Source organism: Variovorax endophyticus (assembly GCF_025376855.1).
GTDB lineage: Bacteria > Pseudomonadota > Gammaproteobacteria > Burkholderiales > Burkholderiaceae_C > Variovorax.
In genome coordinates this window covers 254,462-274,710 of sequence record NZ_JAHUTH010000005.1, presented here as the reverse complement: position 1 = coordinate 274,710, position 20,249 = coordinate 254,462, and the positions used below count along the sequence as shown (strand labels likewise).

At 70.6% G+C, this 20,249-nt stretch carries 20 protein-coding genes; 13 read left to right on the top strand and 7 right to left on the bottom strand.

The window, feature by feature from the left end:
- Positions 1-20 precede the first annotated feature (20 nt).
- The gene (locus KV106_RS09180; RefSeq protein ID WP_261209322.1) at positions 21-365 is read right to left on the bottom strand and encodes a hypothetical protein; all 345 of its coding nucleotides are present in this window, start codon (positions 363-365) and stop codon (positions 21-23) included.
- A 131-nt stretch (positions 366-496) separates the two neighbouring features.
- Between KV106_RS09180 and argS the strand changes: the two genes are divergently transcribed.
- From argS to KV106_RS09145, 7 genes are all read left to right on the top strand, one after another.
- Positions 497-2,194: an arginine--tRNA ligase gene (gene argS / locus KV106_RS09175; RefSeq protein ID WP_261209320.1), complete on the top strand. Its 1,698-nt coding sequence runs from the start codon at positions 497-499 to the stop codon at positions 2,192-2,194.
- A gap of 11 nt (positions 2,195-2,205) precedes the next feature.
- On the top strand, positions 2,206-2,970 hold the full coding sequence (locus KV106_RS09170) for an SPOR domain-containing protein (protein ID WP_057595594.1): 765 nt from the start codon (positions 2,206-2,208) through the stop codon (positions 2,968-2,970).
- A 187-nt stretch (positions 2,971-3,157) separates the two neighbouring features.
- Positions 3,158-3,805, top strand: a complete 648-nt coding sequence (locus KV106_RS09165; protein ID WP_261209317.1) for a thiol:disulfide interchange protein DsbA/DsbL — start codon at positions 3,158-3,160, stop codon at positions 3,803-3,805.
- A 199-nt stretch (positions 3,806-4,004) separates the two neighbouring features.
- Positions 4,005-4,718 carry a lipopolysaccharide transport periplasmic protein LptA gene (gene lptA, locus KV106_RS09160; RefSeq protein WP_261209306.1) on the top strand — a complete coding sequence of 238 codons (714 nt, stop codon included), beginning with the start codon at positions 4,005-4,007 and terminating at the stop codon, positions 4,716-4,718.
- Positions 4,715-5,509, top strand: coding sequence for an LPS export ABC transporter ATP-binding protein (lptB, locus tag KV106_RS09155; protein WP_057595581.1), 795 nt, complete (start codon positions 4,715-4,717; stop codon positions 5,507-5,509). The genes lptA and lptB overlap by 4 nt, the downstream gene beginning before the upstream one ends.
- A 30-nt stretch (positions 5,510-5,539) precedes the next feature.
- A complete protein-coding gene (locus KV106_RS09150) occupies positions 5,540-7,129 on the top strand; it encodes an RNA polymerase factor sigma-54 (RefSeq protein WP_261209303.1) in 1,590 nt (529 codons plus the stop codon).
- A 10-nt stretch (positions 7,130-7,139) separates the two neighbouring features.
- On the top strand, positions 7,140-8,732 hold the full coding sequence (locus KV106_RS09145; protein ID WP_314733636.1) for a phospholipase D family protein: 1,593 nt from the start codon (positions 7,140-7,142) through the stop codon (positions 8,730-8,732).
- Between the two features lie 9 nt (positions 8,733-8,741).
- Here KV106_RS09145 and KV106_RS09140 read toward each other — a convergent pair whose 3' ends face one another.
- From KV106_RS09140 to KV106_RS09120, 5 genes are all read right to left on the bottom strand, one after another.
- Complete coding sequence (locus KV106_RS09140) at positions 8,742-9,386, bottom strand: LysE family translocator (protein ID WP_261209300.1); 645 nt, start codon at positions 9,384-9,386, stop codon at positions 8,742-8,744.
- Between the two features lie 22 nt (positions 9,387-9,408).
- Positions 9,409-10,050 carry a YceI family protein gene (locus tag KV106_RS09135; RefSeq protein WP_261209299.1) on the bottom strand — a complete coding sequence of 214 codons (642 nt, stop codon included), beginning with the start codon at positions 10,048-10,050 and terminating at the stop codon, positions 9,409-9,411.
- A gap of 33 nt (positions 10,051-10,083) precedes the next feature.
- Entirely contained in the window at positions 10,084-10,668 is a 585-nt protein-coding gene (locus tag KV106_RS09130) for a YceI family protein (RefSeq protein ID WP_261209297.1), read from the bottom strand.
- Positions 10,665-11,276 carry a cytochrome b gene (locus KV106_RS09125; RefSeq protein WP_261209295.1) on the bottom strand — a complete coding sequence of 204 codons (612 nt, stop codon included), beginning with the start codon at positions 11,274-11,276 and terminating at the stop codon, positions 10,665-10,667. The genes KV106_RS09130 and KV106_RS09125 overlap by 4 nt, the downstream gene beginning before the upstream one ends.
- A gap of 69 nt (positions 11,277-11,345) precedes the next feature.
- Positions 11,346-13,160, bottom strand: coding sequence for an ATP-binding response regulator (locus KV106_RS09120; protein WP_261209293.1), 1,815 nt, complete (start codon positions 13,158-13,160; stop codon positions 11,346-11,348).
- Positions 13,161-13,240: 80 nt separating this feature from the next.
- Between KV106_RS09120 and KV106_RS09115 the strand changes: the two genes are divergently transcribed.
- Entirely contained in the window at positions 13,241-14,488 is a 1,248-nt protein-coding gene (locus tag KV106_RS09115) for a THUMP domain-containing class I SAM-dependent RNA methyltransferase (protein WP_057595753.1), read from the top strand.
- Here the strand turns inward: KV106_RS09115 and KV106_RS09110 are convergent.
- On the bottom strand, positions 14,474-14,956 hold the full coding sequence (locus KV106_RS09110) for a surface-adhesin E family protein (RefSeq protein ID WP_057595754.1): 483 nt from the start codon (positions 14,954-14,956) through the stop codon (positions 14,474-14,476). The two genes, KV106_RS09115 and KV106_RS09110, sit on opposite strands and share 15 nt — an antisense overlap.
- Before the next feature lie 83 nt (positions 14,957-15,039).
- Here KV106_RS09110 and KV106_RS09105 point away from each other — a divergent pair, with 83 nt between their 5' ends.
- The 5 genes from KV106_RS09105 to KV106_RS09085 all read left to right on the top strand — a co-directional run bounded on the left by KV106_RS09105 (position 15,040) and on the right by KV106_RS09085 (position 20,247).
- The gene (locus KV106_RS09105) at positions 15,040-15,504 is read left to right on the top strand and encodes a putative toxin-antitoxin system toxin component, PIN family (protein WP_261209280.1); all 465 of its coding nucleotides are present in this window, start codon (positions 15,040-15,042) and stop codon (positions 15,502-15,504) included.
- A 428-nt stretch (positions 15,505-15,932) separates the two neighbouring features.
- Positions 15,933-16,868 (top strand): AraC family transcriptional regulator, encoded by a 936-nt coding sequence (locus KV106_RS09100; protein WP_057595780.1) that lies wholly within the window; start codon positions 15,933-15,935, stop codon positions 16,866-16,868.
- 178 nt (positions 16,869-17,046) lie between these two features.
- Positions 17,047-17,352, top strand: a complete 306-nt coding sequence (locus KV106_RS09095; protein WP_057595756.1) for a Flp family type IVb pilin — start codon at positions 17,047-17,049, stop codon at positions 17,350-17,352.
- Between the two features lie 40 nt (positions 17,353-17,392).
- Positions 17,393-19,276, top strand: a complete 1,884-nt coding sequence (locus tag KV106_RS09090) for a Tad domain-containing protein (RefSeq protein WP_057595757.1) — start codon at positions 17,393-17,395, stop codon at positions 19,274-19,276.
- Positions 19,273-20,247 carry a hypothetical protein gene (locus tag KV106_RS09085; protein WP_261209275.1) on the top strand — a complete coding sequence of 325 codons (975 nt, stop codon included), beginning with the start codon at positions 19,273-19,275 and terminating at the stop codon, positions 20,245-20,247. The genes KV106_RS09090 and KV106_RS09085 overlap by 4 nt, the downstream gene beginning before the upstream one ends.
- The last annotated feature ends 2 nt before the right edge of the window (positions 20,248-20,249 follow it).

Sequence of the window (20,249 nt, the reverse complement as noted above, 5' to 3'; positions counted from 1 at the left end):
GGTTGCGGAGAAAAGCGGTCTCAGCCCTTGGCGGCGTCCGCCTCGCACTTCTTCATGAAGCTGTTCTTGGCGGCGCCGGCGAGCGCCTTGCCGTTCTTGTCGACTGCCTTGGTGGCGCAGGCGGGGGCGGCGGCGGCCTTGGCTTCCTTCTCGCACTTCTTGATCGAGCTGGCCTTGGCGGCGCCGGCCAGGGCCTTGCCGTTCTTGTCGACGGCCTTGGCTTCGCAGCCGCCGGCGGCTGCGGCGGGGGCCGCCGCGGCGGGAGCGGCCGGGGTGGCGACCTTGTCCTGGGCCTGGGCGGCGCCGAAGGAAAGGCAGGCGCCGAGCGCGATGGTGGAGGCGACCAGGGAAAGGAGCTTCTTCATGGTGTGTGTCCTTGCAAATGGGTTGTGACAGTGGCTGCCCCGCCTCGGGGTTGACCATCGTAACGGCCAAGGTCGACGGTTGGATGACGATCGTCAACTGCGGCCGAGTTTGCCCCCGGTAAAATTCCACGATGCTATTGGTCAAACAGGAGCTGCTCGCGGCGCTCGCGAACACGCTCGAATCCCTCTCCCCCGGCGCCGGCCTCAAGGCCGCGTTCGAGTCCCCCAAGGTCGCGGCCCACGGCGACTTCGCCAGCAATGCCGCCATGCAGCTGGCGAAGCCGCTCGGCCGCAAGCCGCGCGAACTCGCCGAGGAACTGAGCGCCGCGCTGCTCGCCACCCCCGCCTTCGCCCAATGGGTCCAGGCGGTCGAGATCGCCGGCCCCGGCTTCCTCAACATCCGCCTGAAGACCGCCGCCAAGCAGCAGGTGGTGCGCGAGGTGCTCGACGCGGGCGCCGCCTTCGGCCAGCGCCCGGCCACCGGCGAGAAGGTGCTGGTCGAGTTCGTCTCGGCCAACCCCACCGGCCCGCTGCACGTGGGCCACGGCCGCCAGGCCGCGCTCGGCGACGCCATCTGCAACCTGCGCGCCTCGCAGGGCGAGCAGGTCTGGCGCGAGTACTACTACAACGACGCCGGCGTGCAGATCCAGACCCTGGCCAACAGCACGCAGCTGCGCGCGCGCGGCTTCAAGCCCGGCGACGCCGAATGGCCGAGCGGCGAGAAGGCCGCGGCCTACAACGGCGACTACATCGCCGACATCGCGGCCGACTTCATCGCGAAGAAGACCGTGAAGTCGGAGGACCGCGAGGTCACGGCCAACGGCGACATCGAGGACCTGGACGCGATCCGCGAGTTCGCCGTCGCCTACCTGCGCCGCGAGCAGGACCTGGACCTGCAGGCCTTCCGCGTGCGCTTCGACCAGTACTACCTCGAGTCCAGCCTCTACACCAGCGGCCGCGTCGAGCGCGCGGTGGCGCAGCTGGTCGCCGCGGGCAAGACCTACGAGCAGGACGGCGCGCTGTGGCTCAAGTCGACCGACTACGGCGACGACAAGGACCGCGTGATGAAGAAGCAGGACGGCACGTACACCTATTTCGTGCCCGACGTCGCCTATCACATCGCCAAGTGGGAGCGCGGCTTCCACAAGGTCATCAACATCCAGGGCACCGACCACCACGGCACCATCGCGCGCGTGCGCGCCGGCGTGCAGGCCGCCAGTCAATTTGAAGGGTGGGGCATCCCCGAGGGCTACCCCGACTACGTGCTGCACACCATGGTGCGCGTCACCAAGGGCGGCGAGGAGGTCAAGATCAGCAAGCGCGCCGGCAGCTACGTCACGCTGCGCGACCTGATCGAGTGGACCAGCACCGACGCCGTGCGCTTCTTCCTGCTGAGCCGCAAGCCCGACACCGAATACACCTTCGACGTCGACCTGGCCGTGGCGCAGAACAACGACAACCCGGTGTACTACGTGCAGTACGCGCATGCGCGCATCTGCTCGGTGCTCGCGGCCTGGGGCGGCGATGCGGCCGTGCTGCAGGGCGTCGACCTGTCGCCGCTCGAGAGCCCGGCGGCCCAGTCGCTGATGTTGCTCTTGGCCAAGTACCCCGAGATGCTGAGCGCCGCGGCCAAGGATTTCGCGCCGCACGACGTCACCTTCTACCTGCGCGAACTGGCGGCCACGTACCACAGCTACTACGACGCCGAGCGCATCCTGGTGGACGACGAGGCGGTGAAGCTGGCGCGCCTGGCGCTGGTCGCCGCGACCGCGCAGGTGCTGCACAATGGCCTCGCGATCCTCGGCGTCACCGCGCCGCGCAAGATGTGAACCCCCTCACCATGAAGAAGACAACCAGACAACGCGGCAACATCGTCATCGGCCTGATCATCGGCCTGGTGCTCGGCCTGGGCGTCGCGCTGGGTATCGCGGTCTACGTGACCAAGGTGCCGATCCCCTTCGTCACCAAGACGCAGCGCGGCGGTGCCGAGCAGGACGAGGCCGAGGCGCGCAAGAACCGCGACTGGGATCCGAACGCCCCGCTGGCCGGCAAGCCGCAGCAGCCCCGTCCCGCGGCCGCCGGCCCGGTCGGCGCGCCGCCTTCCGGCGACAACGCCAATCCCGCCACCGCCGCGGTCTCGCCCGGCACCCCGCCGCCCACGGCGCCGGTGCCGGTGGTGGTCGCGCCCAAGCCCGCGCGGCCCGCCCCGGTGCCGGCCGAGGCCAATGCGCTGCCGCCCTCGAACGATCCGCTCGGCGACCTGGCCCGGGCGCGTGCCGGCAGCGTCGGCGGCAGCACCACGGTGGCCGCCGCCCCGTCGTCGAGCAGCGGCAATGCCGCGGCCGCCACCGGCTCCGGCGGCGCCGATCCCTTCATGTACTTCGTGCAGGCCGGCGCCTTCCGCACCACCGAGGACGCCGAGGCGCAGCGCGCCAAGCTCTCGCTGATGGGCGTCGAGGCCCGCGTGACCGAGCGCGAGCAGGCCGGCCGCACCGTCTACCGCGTGCGCGCCGGTCCGTTCAACAAGAAGGACGACGCCGACCGCCTCAAGGAACGGATGGACGGCGCCGGCCTCGACTCGGCGCTGGTGCGCGTCCAGCGCTGAGCGCCGCCCGGGCCGGGGAGGGCACCATCCGGTGGTGGCCTTTCCCGACAACGGTCATGGTTTTTCTTTAAGCTTCGCCGCGGTCCGCGCCGCCCCCGGTTTCCCGGAGCCCCGAGCACCGCGCGCGGGAACTCCGCTTCACCGGCCCGGCTCAGTCTGCCGTCTATCAACTGGAGATCTCTTTCCCATGAAACGTCGTGATTTCTCGCTGGCCGCCGCCGCCGGTTCGCTCGGACTGCTGGCCCACCTGCCGGCGCAGGCCCAGGCCCGCGCGCCCAAGGCCGGCACCGAATACCTCGTGCTCGACAAGCGCGTGCCGGTCGATGCGCCGGCCGGCAAGATCGAGGTGATCGAGTTCTTCTCGTACAACTGCCCGCACTGCAACGACTTCGAGCCCGCGCTCGAGGCCTGGGCCAAGAGCAAGCCCGCCGACGTGGTGCTGCGCCGCGTGCCGGTGCCCTTCGTGGGCAACGATGTCGAAGCCAAGCAGCGCCTGTACTACGCGCTCGAGGCAATGGGCAAGGTCGACGAGTACCAGCCCAAGGTCTTCAGCGCGATCCACGCCCAGCGCCAGAACGTCAACGGCGACGCCAACATCGTGACCTGGGCCGAGAAGAGCGGCCTCGACGCCGCGAAGTTCAAGGAGCTGTTCACCTCCTTCGGCGTGGCGAGCAAGGCCAAGCGCGCCTCGCAGCTGACCGACGCCTACAAGGTGGCCGGCGTGCCCGCGCTGGCCGTGGCCGGCCGCTGGTACGTGGACGGCGAGACCGCCGGCAACATGAACAAGGCGCTGGCGGTCACCAATTTCCTGATCGGCGAAGCCCGCAAGGGTTGATTTCGATTTCGTGGCCGCCGGGAGGCCGGGCCCCATCGAGGGTTCCGGGGCGGCCGGGCCGTCATTCGGCCGGTCGGCAGAACGCGGGGCGATCCCGCGGGGTGCCGTGCCCGGGTTCGCCGCCCCGGGGCTTTTTCATCCGCGCGCATGGGTCTGGCGCGATGGGCCGCATACAATGCAGAGCAAGTTTCGTGCCTCTATGACATCGCACTCTCACCCCACCTCCTCCCTTCGCCGCACCGGCCGCCTCGTGCTGGCCGCGCTGCTGGTGGCCGGCTCCGCCGCCACGGCCCTGGCCGAAACGGCCGACCGGACCAAGCCGATGAACATCGAATCCGATTCGATGCGCTACGACGATCTCAAGCAGACCAGCGTCTTCACCGGCAACGTGGTGGTCACCAAGGGCACCATCATCATCCGCGGTGCGCGCATCGACGTGCGCCAGGACCCCGAGGGCTACCAGTACGGCGTGGTCACCGCGGCGCCCGGCAAGCTCGCCTATTACAAGCAGAAGCGCAACGGCAACGGCGACGAGTGGATCGAGGGCGAGTCCGAGGTCATCGAGTACGACAGCCGCGCCGACAACGTCAAGTTCATCCGCCGCGCCGTCATGCGCCGCCTGGTCGGCGCCACGCCCAACGACGAGAGCAGCGGCGCGCTGATCGTCTACGACCAGAGCAACGACACCTACACCGTCAACGGCTCGACCGTGCCGCCGAACGCCGGCGTGTCGGCACCGGGCGGCGGCGGCCGCGTCAAGGCCATCCTCACGCCGAAGTCGGCCGCGCCCGCGGCACCGGGCGCCTCGGCCCCGGCCACGCGCCGTCCCGCGGCCCCGGCGCCCACGCCGGCCCCGGGCGCCGGCCTGCGCCCGAGCACCACGCTCAGCGGCGAAGCGGAAGAGCGCAAGTGATCGAAGCCGCCGGAACCCAGGAAGCCAACGGCGTGCCGGGCAGCCGCCTCGTCGCGCGCGGCCTGCAGAAGAGCTATGGCAGCCGCAAGGTGGTCAAGGACGTCTCGCTCGACGTGCAGAAGGGCGAAGTCGTCGGACTGCTCGGCCCCAACGGCGCCGGCAAGACCACCTCGTTCTACATGATCGTCGGGCTGGTGCGCGCCGACGCGGGCGAGATCTCCATCGACGGCGAGCCCATCGCCCACATGCCGATCCACCGCCGCGCGCGCATGGGCCTGAGCTACCTGCCGCAGGAAGCCTCGATCTTCCGCAAGCTCACGGTCGAGGAGAACGTGCGCGCGGTGCTCGAGCTGCAGCGCGAGCCCGACGCCAACGGCCGGCCGCAGGCGCTGTCGAAGCAGCGCATGGAAGAGCGCCTGTCGGAACTGCTGGCCGACCTGCGCGTCGACCACCTGCGCGATTCGCCCGCGCTCGCGCTGTCGGGCGGCGAACGCCGCCGCGTCGAGATCGCGCGCGCGCTGGCCACCCAGCCGCGCTTCATCCTGCTCGACGAACCCTTCGCCGGCATCGACCCGATCGCGGTGATCGAGATCCAGCGCATCATCAGCTTCCTGAAGGAACGCGGGATCGGCGTGCTCATCACCGACCACAACGTGCGCGAGACGCTGGGCATCTGCGATCACGCCTTCATCATCAGCGACGGCCATGTGCTGGCACAGGGCACGCCCTCGGAGATCGTCGACAACGCCGAAGTGCGCCGGGTCTACCTGGGCGAGCACTTCCGCATGTGATGACCCTCGCGCCAGCCATTTCCTGAGGGCATGAAACAAGGCTTGTCGCTGCGCGTTTCGCAGCATCTCGCGCTGACGCCTCAGCTGCAGCAGTCGATCCGACTGCTGCAGCTCTCCACGCTCGAACTGAGCCAGGAGGTCGAGCAGATGCTCGACGAGAACCCCTTCCTCGAGCGCACCGCCGAGGAAGCCGCGCGCGAGGAATTCGGCCTCGACGCCGCCGACACGCCCGCGCCGCGCGAGGACACCGAGCGCGAGGCCGAGAGCGACTACGCGGGCGCCGCGCCCTCGACCTCGACCACGTCCACCGAGACCGCCTCGTCGTCCGAGGCCGAGCCGGCCCTCGACTCGCCCGAGCGCGAGCCCGACTGGGAAGGCGACGGCACCGTCGACATGGCGCCCGACGACAGCGAGTGGGGCAGCGACGCGCCCGCGCGCAACAACAGCAGCACCGGCGACGACGAGCGCGCCGATGCCACCGAGCTCGCGCGCAGCCAGGAATCGCTGCAGTCCTTCCTGCACCGCCAGGCGCTGAGCCTGCGGCTCAACGAGAACGACAGCGCTGCGCTGCGCTTTTTGATCGAGTCGCTCAACGACGACGGCTACCTCGAGGATTCGCTGCCGGCGCTGGCCTCGGGCCTCGCGGGCGACGACAACGACCAGTTCGACGAGCTGGTGCACCACTTCCAGGTCGCGCTCGGCCTGCTGCAGAGCCTGGAGCCCGCGGGCGTGGGCGCGCGCGATCTCGGCGAATGCCTCGCGATCCAGCTGCGCGCGCTGGCCGACGAAGACGAGACCGAGGAAGAAGAGCTGGTGCGCAAGACCGCGCTCGCCATCTGCAAGCAGCCGATGGAGCTGCTCGCGCGGCGCGACTTCAAGCGCCTGGCCACGCTCACGCGCACCAACGAGGAACTGGTGCGCTCGGCGCTGCAGGTCATCGCGCGCCTGGAGCCCAAGCCGGGCCGCCGCTTCGTCGACGTCGAGCGCAACATCGTCATTCCCGACGTGATCGTCACCAAGACCGGCCGCGGCACCAACGTGAAGTTCCGCGTCATGCTCAACCCCGAGGTGATGCCGCGGCTGCGCGTGCACGACATCTATGCCGGCGCGCTCAAGTCGCACAAGGGCGAGGGCAGCCAGGCGCTGTCGCAGCGGCTGCAGGAGGCGCGCTGGTTCATCAAGAACATCCAGCAGCGCTTCGACACCATCCTGCGCGTGAGCAACGCCATCGTCGAGCGGCAGAAGAGCTACTTCGTGCACGGCGAGCTCGCGATGCGCCCGCTGGTGCTGCGCGAGATCGCCGACGAGCTCGGGCTGCACGAATCCACCATCTCGCGCGTGACCACCGCCAAGTACATGGCCACGCCCTTCGGCACGGTCGAGCTCAAGTACTTCTTCGGCTCGGCGCTGGGCACCGAGACCGGCGGCAATGCCTCGAGCACCGCGGTGCGCGCGCTGATCAAGCAGTTCGTCGGTTCGGAGAGCGTGAAGAAGCCGCTGTCGGACAGCCAGATCTCCGAGATGCTCAAGGAGCAGGGCATCGAGTGCGCGCGCCGCACCGTCGCCAAGTACCGCGAGGCGCTGCGCATCGCGCCCGCCAACCTGCGCAAGGCCCTGTAGAAAGCCGCCGATGGCCCGACGCCTGCTGTCTGGGCTCTGGATGTCCGCCCTCGCGGCCACGCTGCTGGCCGCCGGCTGCGCCTCGTTGCCCGACGAGGCCCCGCGCACTCCCACCAAGGCCATCGCCGTGTCGAAGGACACCGCGCTCGGGCGCATCGCGCTGGCCGCGCAGCCCGACCCCGACCTCAGCGGCTTTCGCCTCATGCCCGGCGGCGACTTCGCCTTCGACACCCGCATCCAGCTCGCGCGCCGCGCCCAGCGCACGCTCGACGTCCAGTACTACCAGATCGAGAACGACGAGACCGGCCGCTACCTGCTGCGCACCCTGCGCGACGCCGCGCAGCGCGGCGTGCGGGTGCGCGTGCTGATGGACGACCTCTACACCGCGGGCGAGGACGAGCTGCTGCGCGGCTTCGCGGCCACGCCCAACGTCGAGCTGCGCCTGTTCAACCCCTTTCCGGCCGGCCGCGGCAGCCTGCTCGCGCGCTTCACAGCCTCGCTGTTCGACTTCAGCCGCGTCAACCGGCGCATGCACAACAAGCTGTTCATCGCCGACGGCGCGATGGCGGTGGCGGGCGGGCGCAACATCGGCAACCAGTACTTCCGGCGCACCGCGGGCGAGAACTTCATCGACCTCGACACCTTCGTGACGGGCGCGCTGATCCCGCGCCTGGGCAGCCTGTTCGACCAGTACTGGAACAGCCCCTACGTGCGGCCGGTCGAGTCGGTAGTGGCGAGCGCATTGCCTCCCGACGAACTGCGGCGCCGCTTCGAGGCCGCCACCGGCCCCGACACCACGCCGCCGCCGCCGAAGCCCGCGCCCAACGACCTGCTGGGCTACGGCCCGATCGCCGAGGACCTCGATGCCGGCCGGCTCGGCCTGATCTGGACCACTGCCGAGGCCTATGCCGATTCGCCCGACCGCGTGATCGGCAAGACCGCCTCGTACGGCGGCGTGCCGCTGCTCGACGTCGACAGCGTGCGCTACAACGTGGTCGAGCAGATGCGCCGCGCGCGCAGCGAGGTGACCATCGTCTCGCCCTACCTGATCCCGGGCGCTGCGGGGCTCGAGGTGATGAACGAGATCCGCCGGCGCCAGGTGAAGATCAGCGTAGTGACCAACTCGCTCGCCGCCACCGACGAGCCGCTGGTGCACACCGCCTACCGCCGCTACCGGCCCGAGATGCTGCGCCTGGGCGCCGAGCTCTACGAACTCAGCACCAACCGCACCCGCCGCAGCGTGCGGCTGGGCCTGTTCGGCACCTCGGTCGGCCGGCTGCATGCCAAGTCGGCGGTGATCGACCGGCGCATCCTGTTCGTCGGCTCGATGAATTTCGACCCGCGCTCCGAGGTCCACAACACCGAGATCGGCCTGTTCATCCGCAGCCCCGAGATGGCGCAGCAGGCGCTGAAGCTGCTCGAGGTGCTCAAGCAGCAGGGCGCCTACAGGCTGCGCTTCGCAGAAGGCAGCGACTCGCGCCTGGAGTGGGTCAGCGAGGAGGCCGGCAAGACCACGGTGCTGAGCGAGGAGCCCGACTCGGGCTTCTGGGATCGCACCATGCTCGAACTGCTGGCGCCGCTGACGCCCGAGAGCCTGCTCTAGGAATCGGCCTCAGGTCCCGCGCACCGCCGACCACACCAGTCGCAGCCCCAGCAGTCCCATCACGCCGCCGGCCGCGCGGTCGATCCAGGTCTTGTAGCGCAGGTAGGCCGAGCGCGGCGCCGCCGACGACAGCGCGAGCGCGACGATGGCGTACCAGCCGGTCTCGATGCAGAAGATCACGGCCGGCACCGCGAGCGCCAGCACCAGCGGCACCTCGCGCGGCAGGAAGGCCGCGAAGATGCTCGCGTAGACCACGGCCGTCTTCGGGTTGCTGACCTGCGTGGCCAGTCCGAGCAGGAAGGTGCGCTTGCCGCGGCCGCCCGAAGCGGCGGGCGTGCCCGCCTCCGGCGCCATCGCGAGCGGCTGCCGCGCGCCGCGCCAGATGCGGATGCCCAGGTAGACCAGGTAGGCGCCGCCGAAGCCCTTGATCGCGAGGTAGAGCGCCGGCACCGCGAGGAACGCGGCCTGCAGCCCAGCGAGCGCCGCGATCGCGAACACCAGCCCGCCCGCGCCCATGCCGAGCGCGGCCGCGAGGCCGTCGGCACGCGAGGCCACGGCCGTGCGCGCCACCATCACGAAGCTCGGGCCCGGGCTCATCGCGCCCACGGCCATGGCGCCGGCGATGCCGAGCAGGGAAAGGGTGCTGTCGATCATCGGGAGTGCTCTCTTTCGGAATTCATTGCTGCACGTTGACCGCCTCGACCTGCACCAGCAGCTTCACCTTGTTCTCGAAGCCGAAGTTCAGTCCCCAGGTGATGCCCCAGTCGCTGCGCTCGACGGTGGTCTCGAAGTCGCCGCCGCAGACCTGGCGGTTGATCAGCGGGCTCAGGTAGCAGTTGAAGCGCACGGCCTTGAGGGTGACGGGCTTGGTCTGCCCCATCAGCGTGAGCGTGCCGGGCACCTCGGCCACCTTGTCGCCGCTGAAGGCGATGCGCTCGGCGACGAAGCGGCCGGTGGGGAATTCGGCGACGTTGAAGAAGTCCTTGCTCTGCACGTGCCGGTTCAGCAGGTCGACGCCGGTGTTGATCGAGCTGATGTCCATGGTGATGTCGACCTTGCCGCTGGTGCCGGTGGCATCGATCTGCACCGAGCCGTCCTTGGTGCTGAAGCGGCCGCGGTTGGTGGTGGTGCCGTAGTGGCCCATCTCGTACATCACGAAGGTGTGGGTCGGGTCGACCACGTAGCTGGCGCCCTTGACCGGGCCGCCCGCGGGCTTGGCCGCGACGGGCGGGGCGGTGTATTCCTGCGCGGCGGCAAGGCCGGACGCGGCGAGCGCGAAGCCCATCAGGGCGGCGGGAAGCAGTGTCTTGTTCTTCATGGCGAATGCTGCATGCGGGAGAAATGTGAAGGGTCAGGGCGCGCCGAGGCCGTCGACGACCAGCTTGAAGCGCACCTGCACCTCGTTGGCGATCACCGAGGTGTCGGTCCATTCGCCGTCGCCGACCTTGTAGTCGATGCGCTGCAGCACGAAGCTGCCGCTGGCCACCGACTGGCCGTTGGCGGCCGGCGCGATCGTCACGGGCACGGTCAGCGGCCTGGCGATGCCCTTGAGCGTGAGCTTGCCGGCCATCTCGAAGCGGCCGTCGCCGAGCGCCCTGATGGCCGTGGTCTGGAAGCCGGCCTGCGGGAAATGCGCGGCATCGAACCATGGCGCCTTGGGCAGCTCGGCATCGGTCATCGGAATGCCGAAGGCCGCGCTCGCCGTGTCGATCTGCAGCGCCACGCTGCCGCCCTCGGGCTTCCTCGGGTCGAAGGCGATGCGCGCGTCGAACTTCCTGAACGAACCCTCGACCGGCACGCCCATCTGTTTGCTCACGAACACGATCTGGCTTTTCTCGGGCACCAGCCGCGCGAGGGGCGGCTCGGCATGGGCCGCCGGAAGGAGGAGGGTGGCGAGCGCCAGCGCGCCGTGCCAGCGGTGAAGAAGGGAAGTCATGCGTCGGGTTTCCTGGAAGTCGACGACGGCCCGGGCCACATGCGCCGCAGCAGGCCGTCGCGCGCGATCCACTGGTGCTTGACGACGGCCGCCACGTGCAGCACCGAAATGGCGGCCAGCAGGTAGGCGCCGGCCCGGTGCAGCGGCTGCAGCCAGTGCTCGGCGAGCGCGCGGTCCACGGGCACGAAATCGGGCAGCGGCAGCACGCCGAACCACACCACCGGCACGCCGAGCGCCGAGCTCTGGGCCCAGCCCAGCAGCGGCACGGCGAAGAACAGCAGGTACATCAGGCGGTGGCTGGCCGTGCGGCCCGCGCGCTGCCAGCGCGGCATGGCGGCCCGCACGAAGCCGGGCAGGCCGGGCGGCGGATGGCCGAGGCGCCACAGCAGGCGCACGGCGGACAGCAGCAGGATCGCGATGCCGGTCCACTTGTGCCAGCTGTAGAAGCGCACGCGCTGCGGCGAGAACGGCAGCCCGGTCATGTACAGGCCCAGCCCGAGCGCGCCGAGGATCAGCAGCGCCAGCAGCCAGTGCAACCCGATCGCGACCGGCGTGTAGCGGGCGGCCTTCGGTTCGGCGAGGGTCGGGGCGGAGGGGGCGCTGGGCATCGGCGGGCGGGCCGGCATCGGAGATGGCGCGCAGCATAGCTCGGAACGCCGCGCCGGGTGGCGCGGGGCTCAGCGCTGCGCCCGCCGCAGCAGCGCATGCAGCTCGGCCGGCTGCACCGGCTTGCGCAGCGCATGCCAGCCACGCTCGTTGGCCAGCCGCTGCGTGGCCTCGTCGATGTCGGCCGACACCAGCGAGATGGCCAGCGCGGGCTTGAGCTGCTGCAGCCGGGTGGCCAGCGCGATGCCGTCGAGCGCGCCCGGCAGCCGGATGTCGCACAGCGCGAGGTCGAGCGCCTGCAGGTCGGCCAGCGCCAGCGCCTCGGCGGCACTGCCGTAGACGCGCGGCTGCGCGCCCCACTGGCGCAGCAGCGACTGCAGGCTGTCGGCGACCACGGCGTTGTCCTCGACCACCAGCACCGCGAGGCCGGGGCGCAGCGCGGGCGCGGCATCAGTTGGCGGCTTGAGGGCGGCCGGCGCCGGCGGCGCGGCGTCGGCGGGCGCGGCCGCGAGCTCGAAGGCGAACACCGAGCCGCGCCCGGGCGCCGAGCGCAGTTCGACCTCGATGCCGAGCTGGGTCGCGAGCCGCCGCACGATCGCCAGCCCCAGGCCGTGGCCGCGCTGCAGGTTGCGCTCGACGTTGCCGATCTGCTCGAAGTCGCCGAACACGCGCTCGTGCGCCTCGGGCGCGATGCCGATGCCGCTGTCGCGCACCTCGACGCGCCAGGCGGCCTCACCCTCGCGCCGGCGCGCGCGCACCGCCAGCAGCACGCGGCCCGCGGGCGTGAACTTGACGGCGTTGTCCACCAGGTTGGCGAGCACGCGGCGCAGCGAGACCGCGTCGCTCCAGGCCACCGCGTCGCTCGGGCAGCGCACCAGCACGCGGCGTTCGCCGGCCTGGCGCGCGAGTTCTTGCAGCAGCGGCGCCAGCGCGACCGCGGCCGGGCGCAGCGGGTCGGCCGCGGCCTCGATGCGGCCGATCTCCAGCAACTGGTTGGTGAGCCCTTCCAGCGCCTGCTGGGCGCGTGCCAGCGAGCCCACCGTGTGCTGCACCGCCATCGTGTCGGCGCCCTCGCGCAGCTGCTGGCGCAGCACCTCGGCCTGCAGGCCGATGGCCATCACCGGCTGGCGCAGGTCGTGGTTGGCGGCCGAGAAGAAGCGCAGCCGCTCGGCCTGGGCCTGCTCGGAGGCGCGCAGGCCGGCCAGCGCCTGCTCGCGCAGGGTGCGCTCGTTGAGGCGCAGGCCGATGTTCTCCTCGAGCTGGCGCGAGCGCTCGGCCACCAGCTTCCACATCATGGCGGTGAGGCCGGCGCCGATGACGGCGACCGCGATCATCATCGGCGGCCCGAGCCAGATGCCCATCACGATGATCGGCGCCAGCAGCAGCGTGATCGCGAGCTGCGTGGCCGGCGTGTAGAACGAGACCGAGAAGGCGGCCGACAGCGTCATGCCCATCACGATCACGCCCAGCAGCAGCTGCAGCTCGATGCGCGAGGGGTCGAACAGCAGCACGCCGGCCGCGCCGTGCGCCAGCTCCCAGATGCCGGTGCGCAGCACGTGCACGCGCTGGGCGCGGCGCAGGCTCGCGGGCGTGAAGGGCTCGGGCAGGCGCTGCGGCACGAAGGCGCGCATCACCGTCACCAGCGTGATCAGGCCCAGCCAGACCAGCGACAGCGGCAGCGAGAACTGCCAGGCGAACAGCGCCGCGATGCCGCAGTTCAGCAGGTACTGCACCGCCAGGATCGGCCCGATCGGCTGCACCGAGATGCGCAGCACCTCGCACTGGATGGCGAAGCCGTCGTCCCGCGCCGCCCCGGGGGAAGAGGGGTTTCCGCCGGCGCTGGCGGGGTGGGCGGCGGGCGCCGCGGAGTCGTGCAGGGGCTTCATGGACCGGACCACTATAGGCAAGCAGGGCGACACAGCGACAATGGCAATCCCGTAGCCGGCCGTCGACCAAGCGAACTTCCGTGAATGATCTCTCCCTTTTCCTGCCTTGCGCCGCCGGCGTCGAGGAGTTTCTCGCGCAGGAGGTGCATGCGCTCACCGGCCGTGCCGGCGACGACCTGCTGATGCTGCGCGGCGGCGTGCGGGTGCGCGCCGACTGGCGCGAGGTGCTGCAACTCAACCTGCACTGCCGCCTCGCGCAGCGCGTGCTGGTGGAACTGGCCCAGGGCCTGTACCGCAACGAGAACGACCTCTACGGGCTGGCCAGCGGCGTGGCCTGGGAGATCTGGTTCACGCCCAGGCAGACCTTCAAGATCGAGACCACGGCCCAGCACAGCCCGCTGCAGAGCCTGAACTTCGCCACCCTGCGCATCAAGGACGCGATCGCCGACCGCTTCCGCGCCAAGGCCGGCGGCGTGCGCCCCAGCATCGAGACCCAGTGGCCCGACTGCCGCGTGTTCGCGCACCTGACCACCGACACCTGCACCCTCTACATCGACACCTCGGGCGAGCCGCTGTTCAAGCGCGGCTGGCGCCAGGACAAGGGCGACGCGCCGCTGAAGGAAACCCTGGCCGCCGCCATGCTGGCCGCCAGTGGCTGGTGGAACCCCGAGACCGGCGAGGTCGACGACAAGCCGCTGTACGACCCCTGCTGCGGCAGCGGCACCATCGCCATCGAGGCGGCCCAGATCGCGCTCGGCATCCCGGCCGGCTGGCTGCGCCGCTTCGGCTTCGAGAAGCTGCTGCCGTTCCAGCCCCACGTGTGGGCCGCGGTGCGCGCCGCCTCCGAACCGCCGGCGGCCGAAGCGGGCGCCGCGCCGCGCATCTTCGGCTCCGACGTCTCGCACCGCATGGTCGATTTCGCGCAGCGCAATGCCGAGCGCGCGGGCGTCGACCACGCGGTCGAGTTCCGCGGCGGCGACGCGCTGCAGCGCATGCCGCCCGCCGCGGCCGGCCTGATCGTGCTGAACCCGCCCTACGGCGAGCGCATCGGCATCGGCGGCGTGGCGCGCAGCGGCGCGCGCGAGACCGCGCAGGTGGCGGCGCCGGCCGCGGGCGAGGGGGAGGGCGACGGCGGCGAATTCTTCCCGCAGCTCGCGAGCCACTGGAAGAAGAACTACCCGGGCTGGACCGCCTGGGTGCTCACGCCCGACCTCAAGCTGCCCAAGCGCATGCGCCTGAAGGAATCGCGCCGCGTGCCGATGTGGAACGGCCCGATCGAGTGCCGGCTGTTCCGCTTCGACATGGTGGCGGGCTCAGCGCGCGGGTAGCGAGGCGGCGTCGGCCGGCGCTGGCGCCGCGCCGTCGCCACCGGTGCGCGGCGGGCGCACGCTGCAGGCCGCGTTCACGGTGCGCACCGCGAGATCGGGCGGCGCGCCCGCGAAGGCCATCGGCCGCCGGTCCTGCGGCTCGAACACGCGCACCGCGATGGGTTCGCCCACGAAGTCGGGCCGGCCGTAGTAGGTGGCGCTCACATAGCGCGCGGCGCGCGCCTCGCAGTCGACCTGCACGCGGCTCGTGAACGAGCGGAACACGATGCCGTCGCGCGTGGTGCGCGGCGCGGCCAGGCTCAGGCGCACCGCCATCGTGCGCTGCGAGCCCTCGGCCTCCACGCTGGTGGGGTCGACCTGCACGTAGCTCTCGCCAGGCACGCCGGCCGAGCCGCGCAGGGTGAACCATTCGGCACGGGCGCCGGCGGCGGCGAGGAGCAGGAGGCACAGCAGCGAGAATCGCTTCATCGAAAGAAGATGCAACAGGGCGATGGCGGATGCGCGATTGTCCCTGCCCCCGTCCCGCCGCGGGCGCCATCGTGTGATTTGACATGTCCCTGCCTTCCCCCGGCGCGCACGCCGCCGATGCCGCTGCCGCTCCCGCCGATGTCGTCATCGACACCAACATCGCGCTCGACCTGCTGGTGTTCGACAACCCCGAGAGCGCGCCGCTCGCGGCCGCGCTCGCCGAGGGCCGGCTGCGCTGGCTCGCGACCGCGGCGATGCGCGTGGAGCTCGCGCGCGTGCTCGGCTATCCGCTGATCGCGCGCCGCCTCGCGCAGCGCGAGCGCGCGGCCGAGGCGGTGCTGGCCGAGTTCGACGCGCGCTGCGTGATGGTGGACGGCGTGCCGCCGCGCGCGAGCTGCGTGTGCAAGGACCCCGACGACCAGGTCTTCATCGACCTCGCGGTCGCGCGCGGCGCGCTGCTGCTGAGCAAGGACCGCGCGGTGCTCGTCATGCGCAAGCGGCTGGCCGCGCGCGGCGTGGTCGTGCGTTCGGACTGGGCCGCCGGGTAGGCCTTCGGCCTGCATGCGCGGGCGACGCCGGCCGACACGGCTTCGCGGCGCCGCGATGGGCATACAGGTGCCATCGCACGGCTCAATGGAGGCTCGCGTACGGCGGGGGATTCAGAGGGCCGATGGGAAAAGACGAGGAAAAAAGGTTGCATGCGCAAGCTGTCTAGACAGCCATGGCAGGGCACACAGATGCACCACTGTGGCGTTTGCCATGAGCGCATAAACACCGCCGTCATCCGCATAGGGTCTGGCATTTGCTTGTGGCCCTCACTATCTTCCGCCCCGCGCAAGCGGCCCCACCCAGGGAATCGGCAGCCTCGCGGCTGACACGCAAAGAAGGTCCGCTCGACTTCGGAAGCCGGCGATTCGTCGCCGGCCGATCCGCGCCGCCACGTTCGGCCGGCGCCATGTCCAACACCAAGAAAGTCATGCCGAATCCAAGCCAAAGACCACCGCGCCAGCTGCTGCCCGAATTCGAAGTCGAGATGTCCCGTTCGCCCGCCCTGGGCTATGAATCCCCGCAGGAGCGCGGCCTGGTGCGCTGCCTCAAGCACGGCTACCCGACGCCGCTCGCGCGCTGGCACTGCCACGAGGAGTACGAGCTGCACCTGATCGTGGCGACCTCGGGCACCGCCTTCGTCGGCGACTGGATCGGCGACTTCGAGCCCGGCCACCTCGTGCTGTGCGGACCGAAGCTGCCGCACAACTGGATCTCGCGCGAGGTGCCGTCCGAGGGCGTGGCCGTGCGCGACCTCGTGATCCAGTTCCTGCACGACCCGATCGTCGAGGCCGCGCAGAAGATCCCCGAGCTGCTCGAGGCGGTGCGCGTGCTCGAGCGCGCGCGCCACGGCATCGAGTTCTTCGGCATGGCCGAGCAGGCGCAGACGCACTGGCGGCGCGTGAAGGCCGCGCGCGGCCTCAAGCGCTTCAGCCTGTTCTGCGACTTCCTCTCCGACCTCGCGCAGTGCGGTGACTACCGGCTGCTCTCGGGCATGCAGGGCGAAGGCGACAACCAGATCGATGCCATCAACGCGATCGTCACGCGCATCGAGAAGAACCCCGAGGCCGAGGCCAACGCGGCCGAGATCGCGGCCGAGCTCGGCATGAACTCGGGCCGCTTCAGCCGCATGTTCCGGCGTGCCACCGGCCACAGCTTCCTCGGCTACGTGAACCAGGTGCGCGTGAACAAGGCCTGCCTGCTGCTGATGCACAGCGATCGCTATGTCACGTCGATCTGCTACGAGGTCGGCTTCAACAACGTCTCGAACTTCAATCGCCATTTCCTCGAGATCAAGGGCGTGACGCCGACCGAGTTCCGGCGGCAGAGCCAGTTGCGGCTCGAGGGCGCGAGCATCGCGGACTGAGGTGAAAGTGCCTCGCGGCGCGAGAGTGTTTACCAAAGAATTCTCTCGCGCGATGCAATGGCGATCGACAACGAATTCGTATCGACATTCACAAAAAGTCTATCGAGGCGGCGCCGCGCGGCTTCCTACGATCCGGCTGTCTTTTCAACAGCAGCCAACTCGCAGAGGAACCTACGCAATGCATAGCCAACGCCTGACACGCATCGGTGCCCGCCTCCTTTCGCAGATCAAGATCCGCGGCCAGGGCATGACCGAGTACCTCGTCATCCTGGGCCTGATCGCGATCGCGGCGATCGCGGTGTTCAGCTTCTTCGGCCAGACCATGCGCAACCAGGTCGCGGGCATGGCGCAGGAAGTGGGCGGCAAGACCGGCACGGCCGAAGTGACCAAGGCGCAGGCCGCGGCCGGCAAGGCCTCCACCAACGCCGACATCAACATGAACATGAGCACCTACACCAAGGGCGGCGCCGACGGCGCGAAGTAAGAGCGGCGCGCGGCATCCATCGCAACGGCGAGCCAGCGAGGTGAGCATTCCTCCATCGCGCAGCGCCCGGCGGCAGTCGGGCCAGGCGATCGTCTGGATCGTCGCGATGCTGCCCTTCATCTTCCTCGCCGTGCTGGTGGTCTACAACACGGCCGCCGCCACGCGCGAGAAGATGAAGCTGCAGGCCACGGCCGACGCCACCACCTACAGCGCGAGCGTGCTCACCGCGCGCACGCTCAACTACCTCTCCTACACCAACCGCGCGATGGCCGCCAACGAGGCCAGCATCGCCACGCTGGCGAGCGTGCAGACCTCGATGGCCGCCTTCATCACGAGCGCGGCCAACATCCAGGAGGGCCTGGTCATCGCCAAGGGCTTCCAGGGCCTGCGCAACCTCGAGCGCAGCCGGCTGCCGATCGTGGGACCGATCTTCGCGCTGCAGTGGCTGGTCAACGTCGGCCAGGCGCAGCGGCTGCAGCGCACCGCCGACCGCATCGCGGGCTTCGTCGAGCCGGCCTCGCGGCCGCTGCAGGTGGGCGTGGACGTGCTGCGCGTGCTCAACCAGGGCATCTCCGCGAGCCAGGCCGCGATGCTCGCGAGCACGGTGGCGCAGCTGCCGCAGCTCATCGTCGACGTGATGCGCAGCAACGACCCCGACGCCACCGTGCCGCCCGGCGAGACCGCGATCCTCGCGACCAAGTACGTGGTCGACCTCGGCACCTACCTCGACACCTATCACCAGTCCACGCGCGGCCCGTTCGACGAGGACGAGTTCAACGAGGTGCTGCGCTTCGCGCACGCGGCGCAGGCCACGCGCGACGACTGGACCAAGAACCGCCGCTTCCTGCCCGACTGGGCGAGCTGGATCGGCTCGGGCCTGGCCGGCGCGATGCACGGCATCGCCAACCAGTTCCCGGTCTCGCCGCCGGGCTTCGCCGAGATCGCGGGCGACGCGCTCGCCGGGCTGGTCGAGTGGAAGGGCGGCACCGAGCTGGTGGCGGCGCAGAACCTGATCGGCGAGGAGCAGGGCCGCATCCGCTGGCAGTCGGCCGACTCGATCGAGATCAAGCTGCCGATCGGCCTGCTCTACACCGACATCATCGGCGGCGCGAGCGACATCGCGCGCGGCCGCTTCGGCCTCGGTGCCGGCGCCGCCGCGGCCGGCGGTCCCAACTACATGAGCAGCTGGGAAGGCCAGCGCCTCACCCTGCGCAGCTATGCGCGCGAGGCCCGCACCTACGGCGGCCTGAACCGCGAGATCGGCGACCACGCCTACATGGAGCGCGGCTCGTTCCAGCGCGCGGCCGGCGACCGCGACGGCGCCATCCTGCCCGGTGCCTTCCCGGTGCTGGTGTTCAACGCCAAGCTGCACTACGGACCGCGCACCTCGATCGGCACCAACCTCACGCAGGGCTGGAGCCTGCCGCGCTACGTCGACGTGCGCGAGCATCCGCCGATGCGCGCCAACGAGGCCGACAACTGGATCGCCGAGCAGGCGATCCGCGGCGCCAATCCGCTCAAGTGGGGCAAGAACACCGACAAGGGACCGGCCTTCACGCTGGTGGTGCAGAAGGGCGCCGAGCGCGTGCGCACCGGCCAGGTCGCGGGCTTCGGCGACGCGAGCGAGGAGGGCCGCACCGGCCTGCGCGACAACTTCGCGGGCAACCAGGTGAAGGCGGTGTCGACCGCGCAGGTCTACTTCCGCCGGCCGCAGGACCGCTGGGCGCGGCGCGACTTCTCGGCCACCGATCCGCCGACCGTCGGCGGCCACAACGTCGGCTTCGCGGGCGGCTACATCGAGCACCGCAGCCTGTTCAGCCCCTACTGGCACGTGCACAACATCGAGCCCTCGCTGTGGGCGCGCGCGGTCGCCACCGGCGGCGCGATCGTGAGCGCGGGCGCGCAGGAGGACAACGGGCAATGAAGGCACGCATGCATCCGCGCGCCGCGACGCAGCGCGGCCAGTCGATGACCGAGACGCTCCTGATCGCGAGCTTCGCCGCGCTCGCGCTCGCGGCCGTGCCGGCCATCGGCGAGTACGGGCTCAAGCGGCTGCAGACGGTGTCGGCCGCGCGGCTGGTGGCCTGGCAGCGCACCGTGTGGCTGCCCGACGAGCACGGCGTGAGCGCCGAGGAAGCCAAGGGCGCCTCGGGCGCGATCAAGAAGACCGATGCCGAGGTCACGCGCGACCTGCGGCGCCACATCTTCCGCGACCGCCGCGAAGCGGGCGCGAGCATCCATGCCACCGAGATCGCCGAGTTCGAGGCCACGGTGCCCGCGGTCGATCCGCGCACCACGGTCGTCACCGCTTCGAGCACCGCGCAGTCGCTGCCCTCGCTGATGAATGCCTCCGACGTGCTGTGGGACAACGTGCGCGTGGCGCAGAACGCGCTGGGCAACAACCTCGTCACCGGCTCGCTCGGCAAGTTCACCTTCATCAGTAGCGGCTACCTGCGCAACGAGGTCAAGGTCACGCAGACCAATCCCGCTTTCGCGCTGGTGCCGCAGATCGAGCTCGGCGAGCAGGTCACGATGCTGACCGAGGCCTGGAATGCCGGCGGCACCAACCGCGAGGAGAAGAAGATCCAGGGCCTGGTGCCGCTGAAGCTGACCGACAGCGTGTTCTACCAGCAGCTGCGCGGCGGCCTGCACCAGACCGCCTACAGCATCAGCCAGGTCTACCCGGCCTTCGCCAACTCCAACCTCACCTTCGGCCTCACGCCCGGCGACGCGCTCGAGAAGACGCCGCTGGACCGCTTCGAGCGCTTCCCGGGCGAGACGCCGCCCGCGGGCGAGGCCGGCGGCGGCGCCGATGCCGACGGCGGCAGCCCGCGCGACAAGTTCCGCTACTACCGCGCGTTCCCGCCGACGCCGGTGGTCAACACGCTGCCCTGAGG